This is a genomic window from Streptomyces sp. NBC_01233 (assembly GCF_035989305.1).
Lineage (GTDB): Bacteria > Actinomycetota > Actinomycetes > Streptomycetales > Streptomycetaceae > Streptomyces.
In genome coordinates, this window is sequence record NZ_CP108514.1 from 2,013,240 (window position 1) to 2,030,189 (window position 16,950).

The following is a 16,950-nucleotide window of genomic DNA, read 5'->3' on the forward strand; positions in this document are numbered from 1 at the left end:
GCCCTTGATGGAGGTAGAGAACGTGCCCAGGCCGCTCATCGGCATCACCACCTACGTCGAGGAATCCACCCGCTACGGCGTGTGGGACCTCCCGACGTCCCTCGTACCGACCGGGTACCACGAACTCGTCCAGGCGGCGGGCGGCGCGGCCGTGCTGCTCCCGCCGGACGAACCCGGGTCGGCGGCGGAGGTGCTGAGCCGGGTGGACGGCCTGGTGGTCGCGGGCGGCCCGGACGTGGACCCGGTCCACTACGGCGCCGCACGCGACCCCCATACGGGCGCCCCCGCGACGGTCCGCGACCACTGGGAACTGGCCCTGATCGCCGCCGCACTCGAGTCCGACGTCCCCGTACTCGGCATCTGCCGGGGCATGCAGGCGCTGAACGTGGCCCTGGGCGGCACCCTGATCCAGCACATCGACGGCCACGTCGACGCACCGGGCGGCACCTCCTGGCACCCGGTCCGCCCGGTCCCGGGCACCCGGTACGCGGAGCTGGTCCCGGAAGAGGCGCAGGTCCCGACCTACCACCACCAGGCCGTCGACCGCCTGGGCCGCGGCCTGGTCGTCTCGGCCCACGCGCTGGACGGCACGGTGGAGGCGATCGAGGTCCCCGACCCGGAGCGGTGGATCCTGGGCGTCCAGTGGCACCCGGAACGGGACAAGGACACCCGGGTGATGGAGTCCCTGGTCTGCGCCGCCCATGCCCGCGCGGCGGTCCCGGTCCCGTAGCCGCTGCGCGGGCACTGGTCTCTGCAGCCCATCCCCACGCCTCAATCGCCGGCGGGGCTGAAAAGACCTGGGGCTCCGCCCCAGACCCCGCTCCTCAAACGCCGGAGGGGCTGGATCTGGCTGACGCCGCCGGCCGCTTGGGGCTGAGCCCCGCCACCCCGCGCGGCCCCCGGCTAGGACAGGCGGCGGGTCAGCGACAGCAGGTCGCGGGCCGGGCCGGCCGGGCGGGAGCCGGCCGGCCACACCGCCCGCAGGGCCCGGCCGAGCCCCGCCCCCGACACCGGCACCTCCACCAGCCGCCGCGACGCCAGCTCGTCCCCCACCGCCAGCTCCGACAGGACGCACGGCCCCGCACCGCTCAGCGCCGCCGCCTTGACCGCGGTGGTCGAGGCCAGTTCCAGCAGCGGCGCCGCCAGCCCCCCGCACCCGGCCAGCGCAGCGTCCAGCACCTGCCGCGTGCCCGATCCCCGCTCGCGCAGGATCAGCGGCATCGCCGCCAGTTCCGCCGCCTCGACCCCCCGCGTGCGCCGCGCCCACGCGTGCCCCGGCGCCACCGCGACCACCAGCCGGTCCTGTGCGATCACGGCCGAGTCCAGCCCGTCCGGCACCGTCAGGCCCTCCACGAAGCCGAGGTCGGCCTCGTGCGCGAGGACGCGTTCGGCGACGACCGCCGAGTTCCCGGCGTGCAGCGACACCGCCGTGTCCGGACGCTCCCCGCGCAGCGCGATCAGCCACCCCGGCAGCAGGTACTCCGCGATCGTCATGCTGGCCGCCACCCGCAGCCGCGAGTCCCGTCGGCCCCGCAGGGCCTGCGCGCCCGCGTCGAAGGCCTCCGCCGCCTCCACCACCCGCCGGGCCCAGTCCGTGACCAGCGCACCCTCGGCCGTCAGCGTCGACCCGCGCGGCGAACGGTCCACCAAGGCCACGCCGAGCCGTGTCTCCATCGCCCGGATCCGGCTGCTCGCCGCGGGCTGGGTGATGCCCAGCCGCCGGGCCGCGCCGCTCAGGCTGCCGACCCGCGCGACCGCGAGCAGCAGTTCCAGCGCGCCCAGGTCCGGCACCCGGTGCGCCAGCGGAACCCACTCCTCATTAGCCATAACATCAGTTTATGACCTCATAGAGGGATGGCCTCTGCCGCCCCGTCCGCCCCGGCGCGAGGCTGGACCCATGGCCACCACCCTCGTGCGACCCCGCACCACGATTTCCCGGCTGCCCGCCGCCCACAAGGCTCCCGCGCTCCGGCACCTCGGCCCCAACTGGTACGCGTCCGTCATGGGCACGGCGATCATCACCAACGCCGGCGCGACCCTCCCGTACCAGCTGCCCGGGCAGCGCGTGGCCTGCCAGCTCGTCTGGGCGCTGTCCGCCGCCGTCCTCGCCGTCCTGCTCGCCGCACGCGCCGGCCACTGGATCCACCACCGCGACCAGGCCCGCGCCCACCTCCTCGACCCCGCCGTCGCCCCCTTCTACGGCTGCCTGTCGATGGCGCTGCTGGCCGTCGGCGGCGGCACCCTGATCGTCGGCAAGGACCTCATCGGGACCGGTGCGGCCGTCGCCGTGGACGCCGTCCTCTTCACCGCCGGCACCGCGATAGGCCTGGTCATGGCCGTGGCCGTGCCCTACCTGATGGTGGTGCGCCACAAGGTCGAGCCCCGCCAGGCCACTCCCGTCTGGCTGCTCCCCCTGGTCGCCCCGATGGTCTCCGCGGCCCTCGGCCCGCTGCTGGTCCCCCACCTGCCCGCCGGCCAGCCCCGCGAGGCCCTGCTGCTCGCCTGCTACGCCATGTTCGGCATCAGCCTGCTCGCCACCCTGCTGATGCTCCCCCTGATCCTCGGCCGGCTGATCGTGGGCGGGCCCCTGCCCCTGGCCCTGACCCCCACCCTCTTCCTGGTCCTCGGCCCGCTCGGCCAGTCCACCACCGCCGTGAACCAGCTCGCCGACGTCGCCCACCAGTCGATCGGCGCCCCCTACGCCGGAGCGCTGGGCGCCTTCGCCGTGGTCTACGGGGTTCCCGTGATGGGGTTCGCGCTGCTGTGGCTGGCCCTCGCCGCCGCCATGCTGGTCCGCGCCGCCCGGGGCGGCATGGGCTTCGCCATGACCTGGTGGGCCCTCACCTTCCCCGTCGGCACCTGCGTCACCGGCGCCGCGGGCCTGGCCCACCACACGGGCCTGACCGCCTTCGCCTGGCTCGCCACCGCACTGTTCCTCGCCCTGCTGACCGCCTGGCTGCTGACCGCCGTCCACACCCTGCGCGGCCTGTTCACCGGCCGCCTGCTCGCCGCCCCCCGCTAAGCCCTCCGCAGGGCCTGCGCCAGTACCGCCGGCGCCGTGGCCAGCGAGGGTCCGTACCAGGTCAGGTGCCGGCCGTCGACGAGGGCGGCCGGCAGGCCGGGGAAGGCCTCCGGGCCGTCCTCGGCCGTGAAGCGGTACGGCTCGTCGGGGAGCACCACCAGATCGCAGCCACTGGCCGCCAGTTCCTCCACCGGCACCCGGGGATACCGCTCCGGGTGCCCGGCGTACACGTTGCGGACGCCCAGCCGTGCCAGCAGGTCCCCCGCGAAGGTGTCCCGGCCCAGCACCATCCACGGCCGCCGCCAGATCGGCACGAAAGCGGTGAGCGCTCCGACCGGCTCCACCCGGGCCCACGCACGCTCCGCGTCCGCCAGCCACCCCGGCCTCGTCAGCCCCAGCGCCCCCACCAGCACCCGGTCCAGCTCCCGCAGTGCCTGCGGGAGGTCCCGTACCTCGGTGACCAGCACCTCCAGCCCGGCCGCCCGCAGCGCCGCGAGGTCCGGGGCCCGGTTCTCCTCCTCGTTGGCGATCACCAGGTCGGGGCGCAGCTCCGCGATCCTCCGTACGTCGGGGTTCTTCGTCCCCCCGATCCGCACCGCGTCCCCGAGGTCCGCGGGGTGCGTGCACCAGTCCGTGACCCCGGCCAGCAGGCCGGGGGCGCTCACGGCCACCGCCTCCGTCAGCGAGGGCACCAGCGAGACGACGCGCACCGGCTCAGTGCCCGGGCGAGGGCGGCTCGGACGTGGCGTGGATGTGCTCACCCACCGCGACCACCAGGATCCGGGTGTCCTCGGTGACGGCCCGCCAGCGGTGGCGCACGCCGCCCGACAGGAACAGCGCGTCGCCGCTCTCCAGCCGGTACGCCCGCCCCTCCGCCTCCACCTGGCAGGCGCCCTCGACCACGTACATCAGCTCGTCGTTGCGGTGCTGGTACTCGCGGCCGGCGTCCTGGTCCCCGGTGAACTCCAGCGCGTGCAGCTGGTGGTGCCCGCGCACGAGGGGCCGTACGCCCCGGACCGGGCCCAGCCCGGACTCGTCGCCGGCCCGTACGAGGTCCACGGTGCGGGCGGTGTCGGACGCGGCCAGCAGTTCGACGGCCGTGGTCTCCAGCGCGTCCGCGACCCGCTCCAGGGACCGCATGCTGGGCCGGGCCCGCTCGTTCTCTATCTGGCTGAGGAAGGGCACCGACAGGCCGCTGCGCGCCGACACGGCGGCCAGCGTGAGGTGCAGCGCGCGGCGCCGCTTGCGCACGGCGACTCCCACCCGCAGCGGCTCCTTGCCGTCCTTGTCCTTGCTCTTCTCGTCCCTGTCGGTCAGCTTCTCGCTCGGGCCGTCCGTACCGTCGGTGCCGTCCCTGTCGTTCATGTCGGGGCTGCCCTCCCCATGTCTGTCGCACATCAGTGTGCTGTAAGCACCTTACGCAGCAACCGCCCCCGGTTTCGCGTGCACGGGCCTTCCCGTACCCGACCGCTCACGGTCCGTGCCGGGGCGTTGCGGCATCATCGTCTCCGTGACGACACGACGCCTGATGCTCCTGGACACCGCCTCCCTCTACTACCGCGCCTACTTCGGTGTGCCGGACTCCGTGAAGGCCCCCGACGGCACCCCGGTCAACGCCGTGCGCGGGCTGCTCGACTTCATCGGCCGGCTCGTGCAGGACCACCGCCCGGACGATCTGGTGGCGTGCATGGACGCCGACTGGCGGCCCCACTGGCGGGTGGAACTGATCCCCTCCTACAAGGCCCACCGGGTCGCCGAGGAGACCGAGAGCGGACCCGACGTCGAGGAGACCCCGGACACCCTCGCCCCCCAGGTCCCCATCATCGAGACCGCGCTGGACGCCTTCGGCATCGCCCGGGTGGGCGTCGCCGGATACGAGGCGGACGACGTGATCGGTACGCTGACGGCCCGCGCTAGTGGCCCGGTGGACATCGTCACGGGCGACCGCGACCTCTACCAGCTGGTGGACGACGCCCGGCAGCGCCGGGTCCTGTACCCCCTCAAGGGCGTCGGCACCCTGCAGGTCACCGACGAGGCCTGGCTGCGCGAGAAGTACGGGGTCGACGGCCCCGGCTACGCGGACCTGGCGCTGCTGCGCGGGGACCCGAGCGACGGCCTGCCGGGCGTCCCCGGCATCGGCGAGAAGACGGCGGCGAAGCTCCTCGACGCCTACGGCAGCCTGGCCGGGATCATCGCGGCGGTCGACGACCCGAAGTCGAAGCTGACCCCCGCTCAGCGCAAGCGGCTGGACGAGTCCCGACCGTATCTGGCCGTGGCCCCGAAGGTGGTCCAGGTGGCTTCGGACGTGCCGCTGCCGCAGTTCGATCCGGCCCTTCCGGCGGCCCCCGCGCAGCCCGAACTGGTCGAGGCTCTAGCCCATCGGTGGGGTCTCGGTGGAGCAGTCTCCCGCCTGAGCAGTGCGCTGCTCCGCTGAGGTGCTAACTTAGGTAAGGCTAAGTTTCAGGGGAGTCAGGGGAGACACCGTGGCAGAAGGACGCGCCCGCACCGTCGGCACCGCCGTCGTCGTACGCACCGAGCGGCTCTCGCCGCACATGGTGCGGCTCGTGCTGGGCGGTGAGGGCCTGGCCGAGTTCGGCGCGGGCGAGTACACCGACCATTACGTCAAGATCCTGTTTCCCCCGGCAGGCGTCGTCTATCCCGAGCCGTGGGACCTTGAGGAGATCCGCGCGCACTTCCCGCGGGCGCAGTGGCCGCGCCAGCGCGCGTACACCGTACGGAGCTGGGACCCGGCGCACCTGGAGCTGACCCTCGACTTCGTCGTCCACGGCGACGAGGGCGTGGCCGGCCCCTGGGCGGCGCGGGTGCAGCCGGGCGAGCGCGTGCACTTCCTCGGCCCCGGCGGCGCCTACGCCCCGGACCCGACGGCCGCCTGGCACCTCCTGGTCGGCGACGAGAGCGCGCTGCCGGCGATCGCCGCGGCGATGGAGCGGATGCCGGCGGGCGCGCGGGTCCACGCCTTCGTGGAGATCGAGGGCCCGGAGGACGAGCTGAAGGTCGCCACCCCGGACGGCGTCGTCCCGGTCTGGCTGCACCGCGCCGGCCGCCCGATCGGCGGGGCCCTGGTGGAGGCGGTCACCTCCCTGGAGTTCCCCTCCACGGACGTCCACGCCTTCGTCCACGGCGAAGCCGGCTTCGTCAAGGACCTCCGCCGCCACCTCCGCCTGGAACGCGGCATCCCCCGCGAACGCCTCTCGATCTCGGGCTACTGGCGCCTGGGCGAAACGGACGAGGGCTGGCGCGCGATCAAGCGCGACTGGAACGCCACGATCGAAGCCGAACAGGACCACGCCGCAGCGGCGTAACCGGCCGCACCTTCCAGCCCCGCCGGCGTTGAGGCGCGGGGTCCGGGGCGGAGCCCCGATCCTTCAGCCTCGCCGGCGTTTGAGGCGCGGGGTCCGGGGCGGAGCCCCGGCAGCGGCGCCGCACCTGCGGCCCCTCACCCGCACGCCCGGCGGGAGCCGACCCGCGGGAGCCAGCCCGCGCGCCCCCACCCGTCCGGCAGGACAATGGCGACATGCGTACGCTCCGCGCACTAGGGGCAGCCGCCGCCGCGGCCCTCCTCACCGCCGCGGCGGCAACGGCCGCGCCCAGCCCGCCCCCCCGCGCCGAAACCCCAGATCACGGACGACGCGGTCGACAAGGCCGTCGCCCGCCTCGACCGCACGGTGACGGACATGATGCGCCGCACCGGCGTCCCCGGCGTGTCCGTGGCCGTCGTCCACGACGACGAGGTCGTCCACATCAAGGGCTACGGGCTGCGCAGGACCGGCGAGAGCGCCGAGGTCGGCCCCGACACCGCCTTCCAGATCGCGTCCCTCTCCAAGCCCGTCTCCTCCACGGTGGTGGCCGGCGCCCTCACCGGCCCCGACGAGTGGGACCGCCACACCGTCCTCCCCGGGTTCTCCCTCAAGGACCCCTGGGTCACCGACCACGTCACCACCACCGACCTGTTCTCGCACCGCAGCGGCCTGCCGGACCACGCGGGCGACCTCCTCGAAGACCTCGGCTACGACCAGTCGTACATCCTCGACCACCTGCGTCTCGAACCCCTCGCCCCCTTCCGCGCGAGCTACGCCTACACCAACTTCGGTTTCACCGCGGCCGCCGAGGCCGTGGCCCGCGCCAAGGGGAGCAGCTGGCAGAAGCTCAGCGCGGACACCCTGTTCAAGCCCGCCGGGATGACCCGCACGAGCACCGAGTTCTCCGCCTTCATCAACTCCCCCGACCACGCCTCCACCCACGTCAAAAACCCGGACGGCACCTGGAGCCCCCGCTTCGTCCGCGACCCGGACGCCCAGGCCCCGGCCGGCGGTGTCAGCTCCACCGCCACCGACATGGCCCGCTGGCTGCGGCTGCAACTGGCCGGCGGCACCCTCGACGGGAAGCGGATCGTCCCCGCCGACACCCTCGCCCGCACCCATCTGCCCGAGATCGTGTCGCAGCCGGCCAACGCGGTCGGCACCACCAGCTTCTACGGGCTCGGCTGGAACGTCGGCTACGACGGCGCAGGCCGCCTGCGCCTGAGCCACTCCGGCGCCTTCGAACTCGGCGCCAACACCAACGTCACCATGCTCCCCCTGGAGAAGCTCGGCATCGTCGTCCTGACCAACGGCGCCCCGGTCGGCCTCCCCGACGCCGTGGCCCTGGACTTCTTCGACTTCGCCGAGCACGGCAAGGTCAGCACCGACTGGCTCGCCCTGGCCGGCTCCGCCTACGCCCAGGCGCTCGAGGACCCGGGCCGCTCCACCACCGACTACGCCCACCCGCCCGCCGGCGCGAAGCCGGCCCGGGACAGCGCCGCGTACACCGGCACCTACGACAACCCGTACTACGGCAAGGCGACCGTGACCGCGGCCGACGAGGCGCGCTCACCCTGGCCCTCGGCCCGAAGCCGCTGCGCTTCCCGCTCGCCCACTACGACGGGGACACCTTCAGCTTCGAGACGACGGGCGAGAACGCGGTCGGCCGCACCGGGGTGGTCTTCGCCGACGGCACGCTCCGCGTCGAGTACCTCGACGTCAACCACCTGGGCACCTTCACCCAGCAGTAGCCGCATAGCCTGTCCCCCGATGAGACGCAGAGCCCAGGCACCCCCCTCGCCCCTCCCCCAGCGGGCCGGCATCGACCCGGTCCGGCTGCGGCTGCCGCCCGACCCGGACCGGATCTGGCCGGACCTCGGCGGCTACCTCACCGCCCGCTACGCCGGCACCCGCGGCGCCGATTCCATCGCGCGCCTGCTGGCCGCCGGCCGGGTGCTCGGCCCCGGCGGGCGCGTCCTGCACGCGCGGGACCCGTACGAGCCGGGCGGCTACCTGTGGTTCCACCGGGACATGGAGCCCGAGCCGCGGGTGCCCTTCGCGGTCCGCGTCGTCCACCGGGACCTGCACCTGCTGGTCGTGGACAAGCCGCACTTCCTGGCGACCACCCCGCGCGGCAGCCACATCACCGAGACCGCCCTGGCCCGGCTCCGCGAGGAGCTGGACCTGCCCGCGCTCAGCCCGGCGCACCGGCTGGACCGGCTGACGGCGGGGCTGGTGATGTTCAGCATCCGGCCCGAGGACCGCGGCGCGTACCAGCTGCTCTTCCAGCGGCGCGAGGTCCACAAGGAGTACGAGGCACTCGCACCCCACGACCCGGCGCTCGCCCCCACCTTCCCGCGCACGGTCCGCAGCCGGATCGAGAAGGCCCGCGGGGTGATCGCGGCGACCGAGGTGCCCGGCGCCGAGCCCAACGCCGAGAGCCTGATCGAACTGACCGGCACCCGGGGGGACCTGGGCCGCTACCGGCTGACCCCGCACACCGGCCGCACCCACCAGCTGCGGGTGCACATGAACGGCCTGGGCCTGCCCATCCTGGGCGACCCGGTGTATCCCCGGGTCACCGATCCCGCCCCGGACGACTACCGCAGGCCGCTGCAGCTCCTGGCCCGGCTCCTGGAGTTCACCGACCCGGTCACCGGGTCCCTCCACCGGTTCGAGAGCGGCCGCACCCTGCAGGCCTGGCACGACCGCGCCGGCTGGGAGGCGGGTACCGAGCCGGTCAGCGGGATCCCGCGGGAGTCTCCTTGATCCGGTCGACGACCGCACGGGTCAGCACGGCGCTGGTGGACACGACCGTGCCGGGCTTGATCAGGCCCTGCTCCCCGGAGCTGCCGCTGACCTGGACCGTGCGTTCGCCGAGGAACACGAGGCTGTCCTTGTCGAAGATCCATTCCGTGCGCTGCCCGGAGGTCTCGTCCAGATGGGCGACCGCGATCCCGTGGCGGCCCGCGGCGTCGACCGCCTCGTCCACCTGGAGCACGCCGGGGATCTTCGCGGCGGCCTTGTAGAGCGCGGCCGTGAGGGCGGCCGGCGGGTGGCTCTCACGCAGCAGGTCACCGATCGTGGTGAAGGCCTCCTGGTCGGGGGTCCTGCCCATGCCCTCGGTCTCGGTGTAGATCTTCTGCAGCAGCACGTCGGGGTCGGTGGGCAGCGTGGCGAGGTAGTCGTGGGCGGGCGCGTTGAGGTACGGCTTCCGGGGCCCGCCGTTCTCGGTCTTCCCGGCCAGGGTGACCCCCTCGGGGCCGGTGTTGCCGGGCTCGATCAGCCAGCCCCTGGCTCCGTCCGGGGAGTTCCAGGTCTGGCGCAGGTGCGGCTGCTCGCTGACCACGGTGCTCTTGCCGTGGTCGGTCCGCACGTAGGTGTGGGCCGACTGCACACCGATGTAGATGTACTGGTCCTTGCGCACCGCCGGCCCGGAGACCTCGGCCGCCGCGAGCGAGATCCGGTCCAGGAGCTGCGCGGCCCCGGCCGGGTTCGCGGCGCCGATCCGGGTGGTCAGGACCGGGCCCGTGGCGACCCCGGAGCCCGGGCCGTCCGTGCCGCCCTGCTCCGACAGGACCTGGACGCCGGCCACGATCGTGCCGGCCAGGACACAGACGGCCACCGGCAGGAGGATCGCACGGCGCAGCTGCGGGCCGAGCTGCTTCGCGGTGCGGGCGGGGGCGGCGTCGGCGGAGCGGCGGTCGCGGAGGTCGTCCTGGATCACGGCCATGAGGCGCTCCCTGTGGAACCGGTGGCGGTCCGCCGGAAGTTCCCGCTCGACGGGCGGCAGGAGACGCGCGCACTCCTCCCGTTCGCCGGGCTGGGGCTGGGAAAGGTTGGCGTTCATCAGATTCCCTCCTGTGCGGACCGGATCGCGTTCGCGCGGTCGCCATGTGTCTGTCGCGGGCGACCGCCGGGTTCCCGTCTGTTCTTCTTCAGTTCCGCGTCGGCGAGTTTGCGCAGCTTGGTGCGGGCCCGCGACAGCCGGGAGCGGACGGTGCCGACCGGAATGCCGAGGACCCGCGCGGCGTCGGCGTACTCCAGGCCCTCCCACAGGCACAGGAGGAGGACTTCGCGCTCGGGCCTGCGCAGCACGCTCAGCCGGCTCAGCGTGACGGCGATGCGCTGCCGGTCGTCGAGCCGTCCGGCCACCTCGTCCGCGTGGTCGGGCACGGCCGCGGCCGCCGCGGCGCCTGCTGCGGCCGCGGCCGCGGCCCGGTAACGCCGGTTGCTCCGGCCGTGGTTGCGGGCGAGATTGGTGGTGATGCCCAGCAGCCACGGCCGGAGCGAGCCCCCTTCGGGGTCCACCCTGGCGCGCAGCCGCCACGCCTCCATGAAGGCGGCCGACATGACGTCCTCCGCGACGGACCAGTCCCCGGTCAGCCGGAAGGCATGGTTGTACACGGTGCGGGCATAGCCGTCGAACAGCTCCGCGAAGGCGTCGGGATCCCCGGACCGCACCCGGGTTCGCATTTCTGTGGTCACTCCTGTCGGCTGTCCGGCACCGGGGGGCGGGTTCCCGTGACCTGCGCCACAGCCGGAAGGCTCACCGGCCCCCGGGCGGGCCGAGGCCCGCGATCCGCAGCGCGGCGTCGGCCGTGGCCTCCGCGAAGGCCCCCACCGGCCGCGCCGGATCGGCCCGGTGGATCAGCATGACACCCTCGATGAGTCCGAAGACCAGGTCGTTGCGGAGCGCGAGCCCCGCCCCGTCCCCGGCCAGTTCGGCGCCGGCGCAGGTCCCGCCGAGCAACACCCGGTAAGCGTGCTTGAGTTCCGCGCGCATCCGGCGGAACTGCGGGAAGCGCGCGCCGCCCACCTCGGGCAGCAGATAGAGCGCCCCCAGGTCGTACGGGCCCCCGCACAGCAGCAGCACATCGGAGCGGCACAGCTCCCACAGCCGCCGCGCGGCGGGCCGTCCGTCTTCGGCGAGCAGCCGGCGGGCCAGTACCAGCGAGGGCGCGACCGTGGATTCCAGCAGTTCGGCGAGGAGTTCCTCCTTGCCGCCGAAGTAGTGGTACATCGTGGCCTGGCGCATTCCGGCCCGCCCGGCGACCGCCCGCGTGGTGGTCGCCGCGTACCCCTGGACGGTGAACAACTCGGCCGCCGCGCAGAGGAGTTCCTCGCGCGGCGGCCGGCCGCTCTCCGGTCTCAGCCGGTCGGCGCGTGGCCGACCGACCCGTCTCGGGCCCTCGTCTGTTCCCCCACTCATGGACCGATCGTCGCACAGAGCACGACGATTCGATCATGGCAAGAGATCAGATCAGGCCGGCCCCGTTCTCGGAGGAAGCCCCAAGACCGGCTAGCCGACCGAGCTGTAGGCCACTACGCCCCGCAGCAGGGCGTCCACGGCCTTGCGGGCGTTGCGCGCCACCGTGCTCCCGCTCTCGCCGGAGGCCGAGGGGGCCGCCGCCGCGATCTGCCCGAGCACGTCGATGACCTGCTTGCACCAGCGCACGAAGTCACCGGCCGGCATCTCCGCCTCGCGCAGCACCTCGTCCAGGCTCTTGTCGGAGGCCCACTGGTACGCCGCCCACGCGAAGCCGAGATCCGGCTCCCGCTGACCCACGCCTTCCGCCTGGTTGATGCGGTGCTCCTCCTCCAGCGCGTCGAGCCGGCCCCAGATGCGGACCATCTCGCCCAGCGCCTCCTTCGCCGCGCCGCCCGGCACCTTCGGTGCGACCGCGTCGTCGGACTGCCGCGCCTCGAAGACCAGCGCCGAGACGCAGGCGGCCAGTTCGGCCGGGCTCAGGCCCTCCCACACCTTGGCCCGCAGGCACTCGGAGGCCAGCAGGTCGAGCTCCCCGTACAGCCGGGCGAGCCGCTTGCCGTGCACGGTGACCTCGTCCTCGCGCAGGTAGTCCAGTTCGGTCAGCAGCGCGTGGATCCGGTCGAAGGTACGGGCGATGGTGTTCGTCCGCCCCTCGATCCGCCGCTCCAGCTGCAGGGTGTCCCGCTTGAGCCGGTGGTAGCGCTCCGCCCAGCGGGCGTGGTCCTCGCGCTCGTCGCAGCCGTGGCAGGGATGCGCCCGCAGTTCGGAACGCAGCCGCGCGATCTCGCGGTCGTCGGCCGCCGCGGCCCGGCCGCGCGCACGACGCTCCGGCGTGATGTGCCCGGCCTTGCTCCGCAGCTGCGAGGCCAGGTCCCGACGGGACTGCGGCGAGCGCGCGTTGAAGGTCTTGGGGATCCGCATCCGGTCGAGCGCCTCCACCGGGACCGGGAAGTCGATCGCGGCGAGCCGCTTGACCTGCCGCTCGGCGGTGAGCACCAGGGGGCGCGGGCCCTCCGCGTACTCGTACCCGCGGTGGCCGTTGACCCGCCCGGCCGGCACGCCCGGGTCCAGGACCAGCGCGAGCCCGGCGAACTTGCCCGTCGGCACGTGGATGATGTCGCCCGGCTTGAGCTTCTCCAGCGAACTGGCCGCCTGCACCCGGCGCTGGGCGGCGCCCTGCTTGGCCAGGTCCGTCTCCCGGTCCTTCAGGTCGCGGCGCAGCTGCGCGTACTCCTCGAAGTTCCCCAGGTGGCAGGTCATGCCCTCCTGGTAGCCCTCCAGGCCCTCCTCGTTGCGCTGCACCTGCCGGGAGATCCCGACGACCGAGCGGTCGGCCTGGAACTGCGCGAAGGAGGTCTCCAGCAGCTCGCGCGAGCGGTGCCGCCCGAACTGGCTGACCAGGTTCACGGCCATGTTGTAAGAGGGCTTGAAGCTGGAGCGCAGCGGATACGTACGGGTACCCGCGAGCCCCGCGAGCCCGGCCGGGTCCATGTCCCGCTGCCACAGCACCACCGCGTGGCCCTCGACGTCGATGCCGCGCCGCCCGGCCCGGCCGGTCAGCTGCGTGTACTCGCCGGGGGTGATGTCGGCGTGCTGCTCGCCGTTCCACTTGACCAGCTTCTCCAGGATCACCGTGCGCGCGGGCATGTTGATGCCCAGCGCCAGGGTCTCGGTGGCGAAGACGGCCTTCACCAGGCCGCGGACGAACAGCTCCTCCACGACCTCCTTGAAGGTGGGCAGCATGCCCGCGTGGTGCGCGGCGATGCCCCGCTCCAGCCCTTCGAGCCACTCGTAGTACCCCAGGACGTGCAGGTCCTCGGTGGGGATGGAGGCGGTCCGCGCCTCGACGATCTCGCGGACCCTGAGCCGCGCGGACTCGTCGTTGAGCCGCAGTCCCGCGAACAGGCACTGCTGGACGGCGGCCTCGCAGCCGGCCCGGCTGAAGATGAAGTTGATGGCAGGGAGCAGCCCGTCACCGTCGAGGCGGGCGATGACCTCGGGGCGGGAGGGGGTCCAGATCCGGCCGCGGGAGCGCCGCTCGCGCTCGCGGTCGGCCTCGCGGACCATCTTGCCGCGCCGCCGGTCCTTCGGGTTGTAGGTGCGGCTGTTCTCCTCGCGCGCCATGCGCAGCAGGTCGGGATTGACCTCCCGGCGCGCGGAGCCGCGGCCGCCGTGGTCGGACTCCTCCTCGAAGAGGTCGTAGATCCGGCGGCCGGCCATGACGTGCTGCCACAGCGGGACGGGCCGCTCCTCGGAGACGATCACCTCGGTGTCGCCGCGGACGGTGTCCAGCCAGTCGCCGAACTCCTCGGCGTTCGACACGGTGGCCGACAGGGACACCAGGGTCACCGACTCGGGGAGGTGGATGATCACTTCCTCCCAGACGGCCCCGCGGAACCGGTCGGAGAGGTAGTGGACCTCGTCCATGACGACGTAGCCGAGGCCGAGCAGCGACTGGGAGCCCGCGTACAGCATGTTGCGGAGCACCTCGGTGGTCATCACGACCACCGGCGCCTCGGAGTTCACGCTGTTGTCGCCGGTCAGCAGGCCCACCTTGTCGGCGCCGTAGCGCTTGACGAGGTCGGCGTACTTCTGGTTCGACAGCGCCTTGATCGGCGTCGTGTAGAAGCACTTTCGACCCTGCTGGAGGGCCAGGTGCACGGCGAACTCGCCGACGATGGTCTTGCCCGAGCCTGTAGGGGCGGCGACGAGGACGCCCTTGCCGGCCTCCAGTGCCTTGCAGGCCTCGACCTGGTACGGGTCCAGATCGAAGTCGTACATCTCGCGGAAGGGGGCCAGGGCAGTGGCCTCTTCGGCGGCGCGGATCCGGGCAGCGGCGTACCGCTCGGCGGGTGAGAGTTCTTCGGTCATCTTGCTGTCGAGCCTACCCGCCACCTCTGACAACAGTCGCGATCATTTAAGCGAGCAGCCGGACCGCTCCGGGGACGCATTCCGCGGTCACCGGCAGCGCCCCCAGCGGCTCGCCGTCCGCGTACGCCGTCAGGCCCGGCGCCTCCAGGGTGATCTTCCGGTCCCGGTGGACGCTCACCTTGGAGTGGCTCAGGTGCCTGCCCTTGCAGACCTGCGGAAACACCGACAGCAGGGTGGCCCGGCTGCAGTCGCCGACCACCGTGACGTCGAAGAGCCCGTCGTCGGGGACGGCTTCCGCACAGATCCTCATGCCGCCGTAGGAGGATCCTCCCCCGGACTCCGTCCGGGGGGAGCGTCCTCGGCGTCCGCGCCCACCACCGTCCGTACGGAGAAGCCGGCCGCCCGCAACGCGGAAGCGGCCGGCTGCGCGGCGTGCGCGCCCCGGCCGCGGCCCGCGGTGGGATGGACGAAGAGGGTGATCTCAGAGCTCACCCAGCGTGGGGGGACACCTCCCAGCGGTAGCTGGGGGCGTACCTGTCAGGTGGCGTCGTCGTAACCGTTGATCCGCTGGCGTCCGCCGTCGGCCTGGCCGGGCAGCGCGGCGGGGGCGGACACCGATTCCAGCTCGCCGATGGGCGCCGGGGTCAGGTCCAGCTCGGAGGCCTCGTCGTCGCTCAGACCCGCGTCGGGGTCGTTGCGCCGGCGCCTGCGGTCGTTGAGGAGACAGATGCCGAGGGCCAGGAAGTAGAGGGCCACGATGGGCAGGGCCAGCGCGAGCATGGTCGGCGGGTCACCCGTGGGGGTCGCGAAGGCGGCGAAGACCGTGATGCCGAGGACCATGCCCCGCCACCAGCCGGCGAGCCGCTTGCCGGTGAGGACACCCGTGAAGTTCAGGAGGATCAGCAGGAGCGGCAGCTCGAAGGCCAGGCCGAACACGATCACCATGCGGCTGACCAGGTCGAGGTAGTCGTCGACCGGCAGCAGGTTGCGCGCGTGATCGGGAGTGAACTCCAGCATGATGATCGCGGTCTGCGGAAGGATCTTGTACGCGAGCACGGCGCCGGCCGCGAACAGCGGCGCACCGACCGCGACGAAGCTCCGCGCGTACTTCTTCTCGTGGCTGTGCAGGCCCGGCGCGGCGAACGCCCACAGCTGGTACAGCCACACCGGCGCGGACAGCACCACACCGGACATCAGCGAGACCTTCAGGGCGATCGAGAACGCCGAGATGAGACCGTTCACGGTCATGTCGGCGCAGGGCTGGCCGTTGCGCTGGGTCACCACACCGTCCCTGCAGCCGACGGAGTCCAGCATCGGCTTCAGCAGGAAGTTGATGATCTCCCTGTAGAAGAAGGCCGAAATGACGGTGATCACCAGGATCGCCAGGACCGACTTCAGCAGACGGTTTCGCAGCTCACGCAGGTGCTCGACAAGAGGCATCCGCCCTTCGGCGTCCTTGTCCGCTTTCCCCTGCTTGCGGGCAGACTTGAGCAACCCACGTCCCTTGTCTCGTTGCAGATGACTGGCGCGTACGGCGTGCGTCAGCCCTGGGCGGTGCGGTTCGGCTCGCTGACCGGGCGGGAGCTGGTGACGTCACCGGGGGCGGCCTGGATGGTGCGCGGGGCGACGGGCTGCTGCGCGGACTGGTCCGCGACGGTGGTGGCGGTGGCCGCGTCCTCGGCCTCGCCTTCCTTCTTCATGGCCTTGGCCTCGCTCTTGAGGATGCGGGCCGACTTGCCGAGGGAGCGGGCCATGTCGGGGAGCTTCTTGGCGCCGAACAGCAAGATGATGACTCCGAGAATGACGAAGATTTCCCAACCCCTGAGGTTGCCGAACATAGGTATCTTCCTTTTCTCCGAGGTTCACAGCACAACGGCACGGGCGCCCAGGACTGTCTCTACCGAGGATCGTAACCCCAGGGGGTTAACGCCCGGCAATCCCCCGGCGTCCCCCGTCTTGCGTCCTGGCCGGATGTCAATCCCCCGGTCACACGCCCGTCTCATTCGCTACGGTCGCACGTCGCGGCCCGCCCTGGCCAGGTCCGCGGCCGCCCGCTCCAGATCGCCCGAGGCATCGGTGATCCGGCGGCTGGCCTGCGCGACCTGCACGGAGAGTCTGCGCACCTCCGCGTAGACCCGCACCGCCAGCACGGCGAGCACGGCGACTCCGAGGAAGCCCAGGGCAATTGCGAACATCGGCCACAGCATGGGCCGAGCCTAGGCCACCACCCGCCTCAGATGCTGCGCAGGGTGCTCACGCCACCGCCCGTCAGCAGCTCCACAATGCGCTCACCAGCAGGTTTACGCACGGAGGCACCGCATTCAGGACACGTGAAGGAGTAGAAGGTGGCCCGCCGGCTGCCGCCGATGGCCAGCCGCAGGGCGCCCGCGTCCAGCTCGAAGCGCGCCCGGCAGTCGGGACAGGAGGCCTTGAAGGCGACGGGCCCTGACGTTGGCGACATCGAC

General features: G+C 72.8%; 16 protein-coding genes and 2 pseudogenes. 6 read left to right on the forward strand and 12 right to left on the reverse strand.

Annotation, left to right across the window (positions count from 1 at the left end; all coding sequences use genetic code 11):
• Positions 1–7: 7 nt before the first annotated feature.
• Positions 8–730, forward strand: a complete 723-nt coding sequence (locus OG332_RS09260; RefSeq protein WP_327412997.1) for a gamma-glutamyl-gamma-aminobutyrate hydrolase family protein — start codon at positions 8–10, stop codon at positions 728–730.
• A 173-nt stretch (positions 731–903) separates the two neighbouring features.
• Here OG332_RS09260 and OG332_RS09265 read toward each other — a convergent pair whose 3' ends face one another.
• On the reverse strand, positions 904–1,827 hold the full coding sequence (locus OG332_RS09265; RefSeq protein ID WP_327412998.1) for a LysR family transcriptional regulator: 924 nt from the start codon (positions 1,825–1,827) through the stop codon (positions 904–906).
• A gap of 70 nt (positions 1,828–1,897) precedes the next feature.
• Here OG332_RS09265 and OG332_RS09270 point away from each other — a divergent pair, with 70 nt between their 5' ends.
• A complete protein-coding gene (locus OG332_RS09270) occupies positions 1,898–3,022 on the forward strand; it encodes a TDT family transporter (protein WP_327412999.1) in 1,125 nt (374 codons plus the stop codon).
• Here OG332_RS09270 and OG332_RS09275 read toward each other — a convergent pair.
• Positions 3,019–3,732: a helical backbone metal receptor gene (locus OG332_RS09275; RefSeq protein ID WP_327413000.1), complete on the reverse strand. Its 714-nt coding sequence runs from the start codon at positions 3,730–3,732 to the stop codon at positions 3,019–3,021. The two genes, OG332_RS09270 and OG332_RS09275, sit on opposite strands and share 4 nt — an antisense overlap.
• Before the next feature lie 4 nt (positions 3,733–3,736).
• A complete protein-coding gene (locus OG332_RS09280) occupies positions 3,737–4,285 on the reverse strand; it encodes a helix-turn-helix domain-containing protein (protein WP_327419152.1) in 549 nt (182 codons plus the stop codon).
• Between the two features lie 265 nt (positions 4,286–4,550).
• On the opposite strand from OG332_RS09280, the gene OG332_RS09285 reads away from it, so the two are divergent.
• The 4 genes and pseudogenes from OG332_RS09285 to OG332_RS09300 all read left to right on the forward strand — a co-directional run bounded on the left by OG332_RS09285 (position 4,551) and on the right by OG332_RS09300 (position 9,111).
• Positions 4,551–5,456 carry a 5'-3' exonuclease gene (locus OG332_RS09285; protein WP_327419153.1) on the forward strand — a complete coding sequence of 302 codons (906 nt, stop codon included), beginning with the start codon at positions 4,551–4,553 and terminating at the stop codon, positions 5,454–5,456.
• A 49-nt stretch (positions 5,457–5,505) separates the two neighbouring features.
• A complete protein-coding gene (locus tag OG332_RS09290; protein WP_327413001.1) occupies positions 5,506–6,345 on the forward strand; it encodes a siderophore-interacting protein in 840 nt (279 codons plus the stop codon).
• 375 nt (positions 6,346–6,720) lie between these two features.
• Positions 6,721–7,602, forward strand: a pseudogene (locus tag OG332_RS09295) (serine hydrolase domain-containing protein); the annotation flags it as partial.
• Positions 7,603–8,112: 510 nt separating this feature from the next.
• A complete protein-coding gene (locus tag OG332_RS09300; RefSeq protein ID WP_327419154.1) occupies positions 8,113–9,111 on the forward strand; it encodes a pseudouridine synthase in 999 nt (332 codons plus the stop codon).
• On the opposite strand, the gene OG332_RS09305 is transcribed toward OG332_RS09300, so the two are convergent.
• The 9 genes and pseudogenes from OG332_RS09305 to OG332_RS09345 all read right to left on the reverse strand — a co-directional run bounded on the left by OG332_RS09305 (position 9,083) and on the right by OG332_RS09345 (position 16,946).
• Positions 9,083–10,192: a CU044_5270 family protein gene (locus OG332_RS09305; RefSeq protein ID WP_327413002.1), complete on the reverse strand. Its 1,110-nt coding sequence runs from the start codon at positions 10,190–10,192 to the stop codon at positions 9,083–9,085. The two genes, OG332_RS09300 and OG332_RS09305, sit on opposite strands and share 29 nt — an antisense overlap.
• Positions 10,192–10,818 (reverse strand): RNA polymerase sigma factor, encoded by a 627-nt coding sequence (locus OG332_RS09310; RefSeq protein WP_327413003.1) that lies wholly within the window; start codon positions 10,816–10,818, stop codon positions 10,192–10,194. Before OG332_RS09310 ends, OG332_RS09305 begins: the two co-directional genes overlap by 1 nt.
• 73 nt (positions 10,819–10,891) lie before the next feature.
• Complete coding sequence (locus OG332_RS09315; protein WP_327413004.1) at positions 10,892–11,554, reverse strand: TetR/AcrR family transcriptional regulator; 663 nt, start codon at positions 11,552–11,554, stop codon at positions 10,892–10,894.
• A gap of 90 nt (positions 11,555–11,644) precedes the next feature.
• Complete coding sequence (locus tag OG332_RS09320; RefSeq protein ID WP_327413005.1) at positions 11,645–14,485, reverse strand: DEAD/DEAH box helicase; 2,841 nt, start codon at positions 14,483–14,485, stop codon at positions 11,645–11,647.
• A gap of 46 nt (positions 14,486–14,531) precedes the next feature.
• Positions 14,532–14,977, reverse strand: a pseudogene (locus OG332_RS09325) (hypothetical protein).
• A gap of 45 nt (positions 14,978–15,022) precedes the next feature.
• Positions 15,023–15,979, reverse strand: coding sequence for a twin-arginine translocase subunit TatC (gene tatC / locus OG332_RS09330; RefSeq protein WP_327413006.1), 957 nt, complete (start codon positions 15,977–15,979; stop codon positions 15,023–15,025).
• A 47-nt stretch (positions 15,980–16,026) separates the two neighbouring features.
• Positions 16,027–16,323 carry a Sec-independent protein translocase subunit TatA gene (tatA, locus tag OG332_RS09335; RefSeq protein WP_327413007.1) on the reverse strand — a complete coding sequence of 99 codons (297 nt, stop codon included), beginning with the start codon at positions 16,321–16,323 and terminating at the stop codon, positions 16,027–16,029.
• A 168-nt stretch (positions 16,324–16,491) separates the two neighbouring features.
• Positions 16,492–16,692 (reverse strand): hypothetical protein, encoded by a 201-nt coding sequence (locus tag OG332_RS09340; protein WP_327413008.1) that lies wholly within the window; start codon positions 16,690–16,692, stop codon positions 16,492–16,494.
• 26 nt (positions 16,693–16,718) lie between these two features.
• On the reverse strand, positions 16,719–16,946 hold the full coding sequence (locus OG332_RS09345; protein WP_327413009.1) for a hypothetical protein: 228 nt from the start codon (positions 16,944–16,946) through the stop codon (positions 16,719–16,721).
• Positions 16,947–16,950 lie beyond the last annotated feature (4 nt).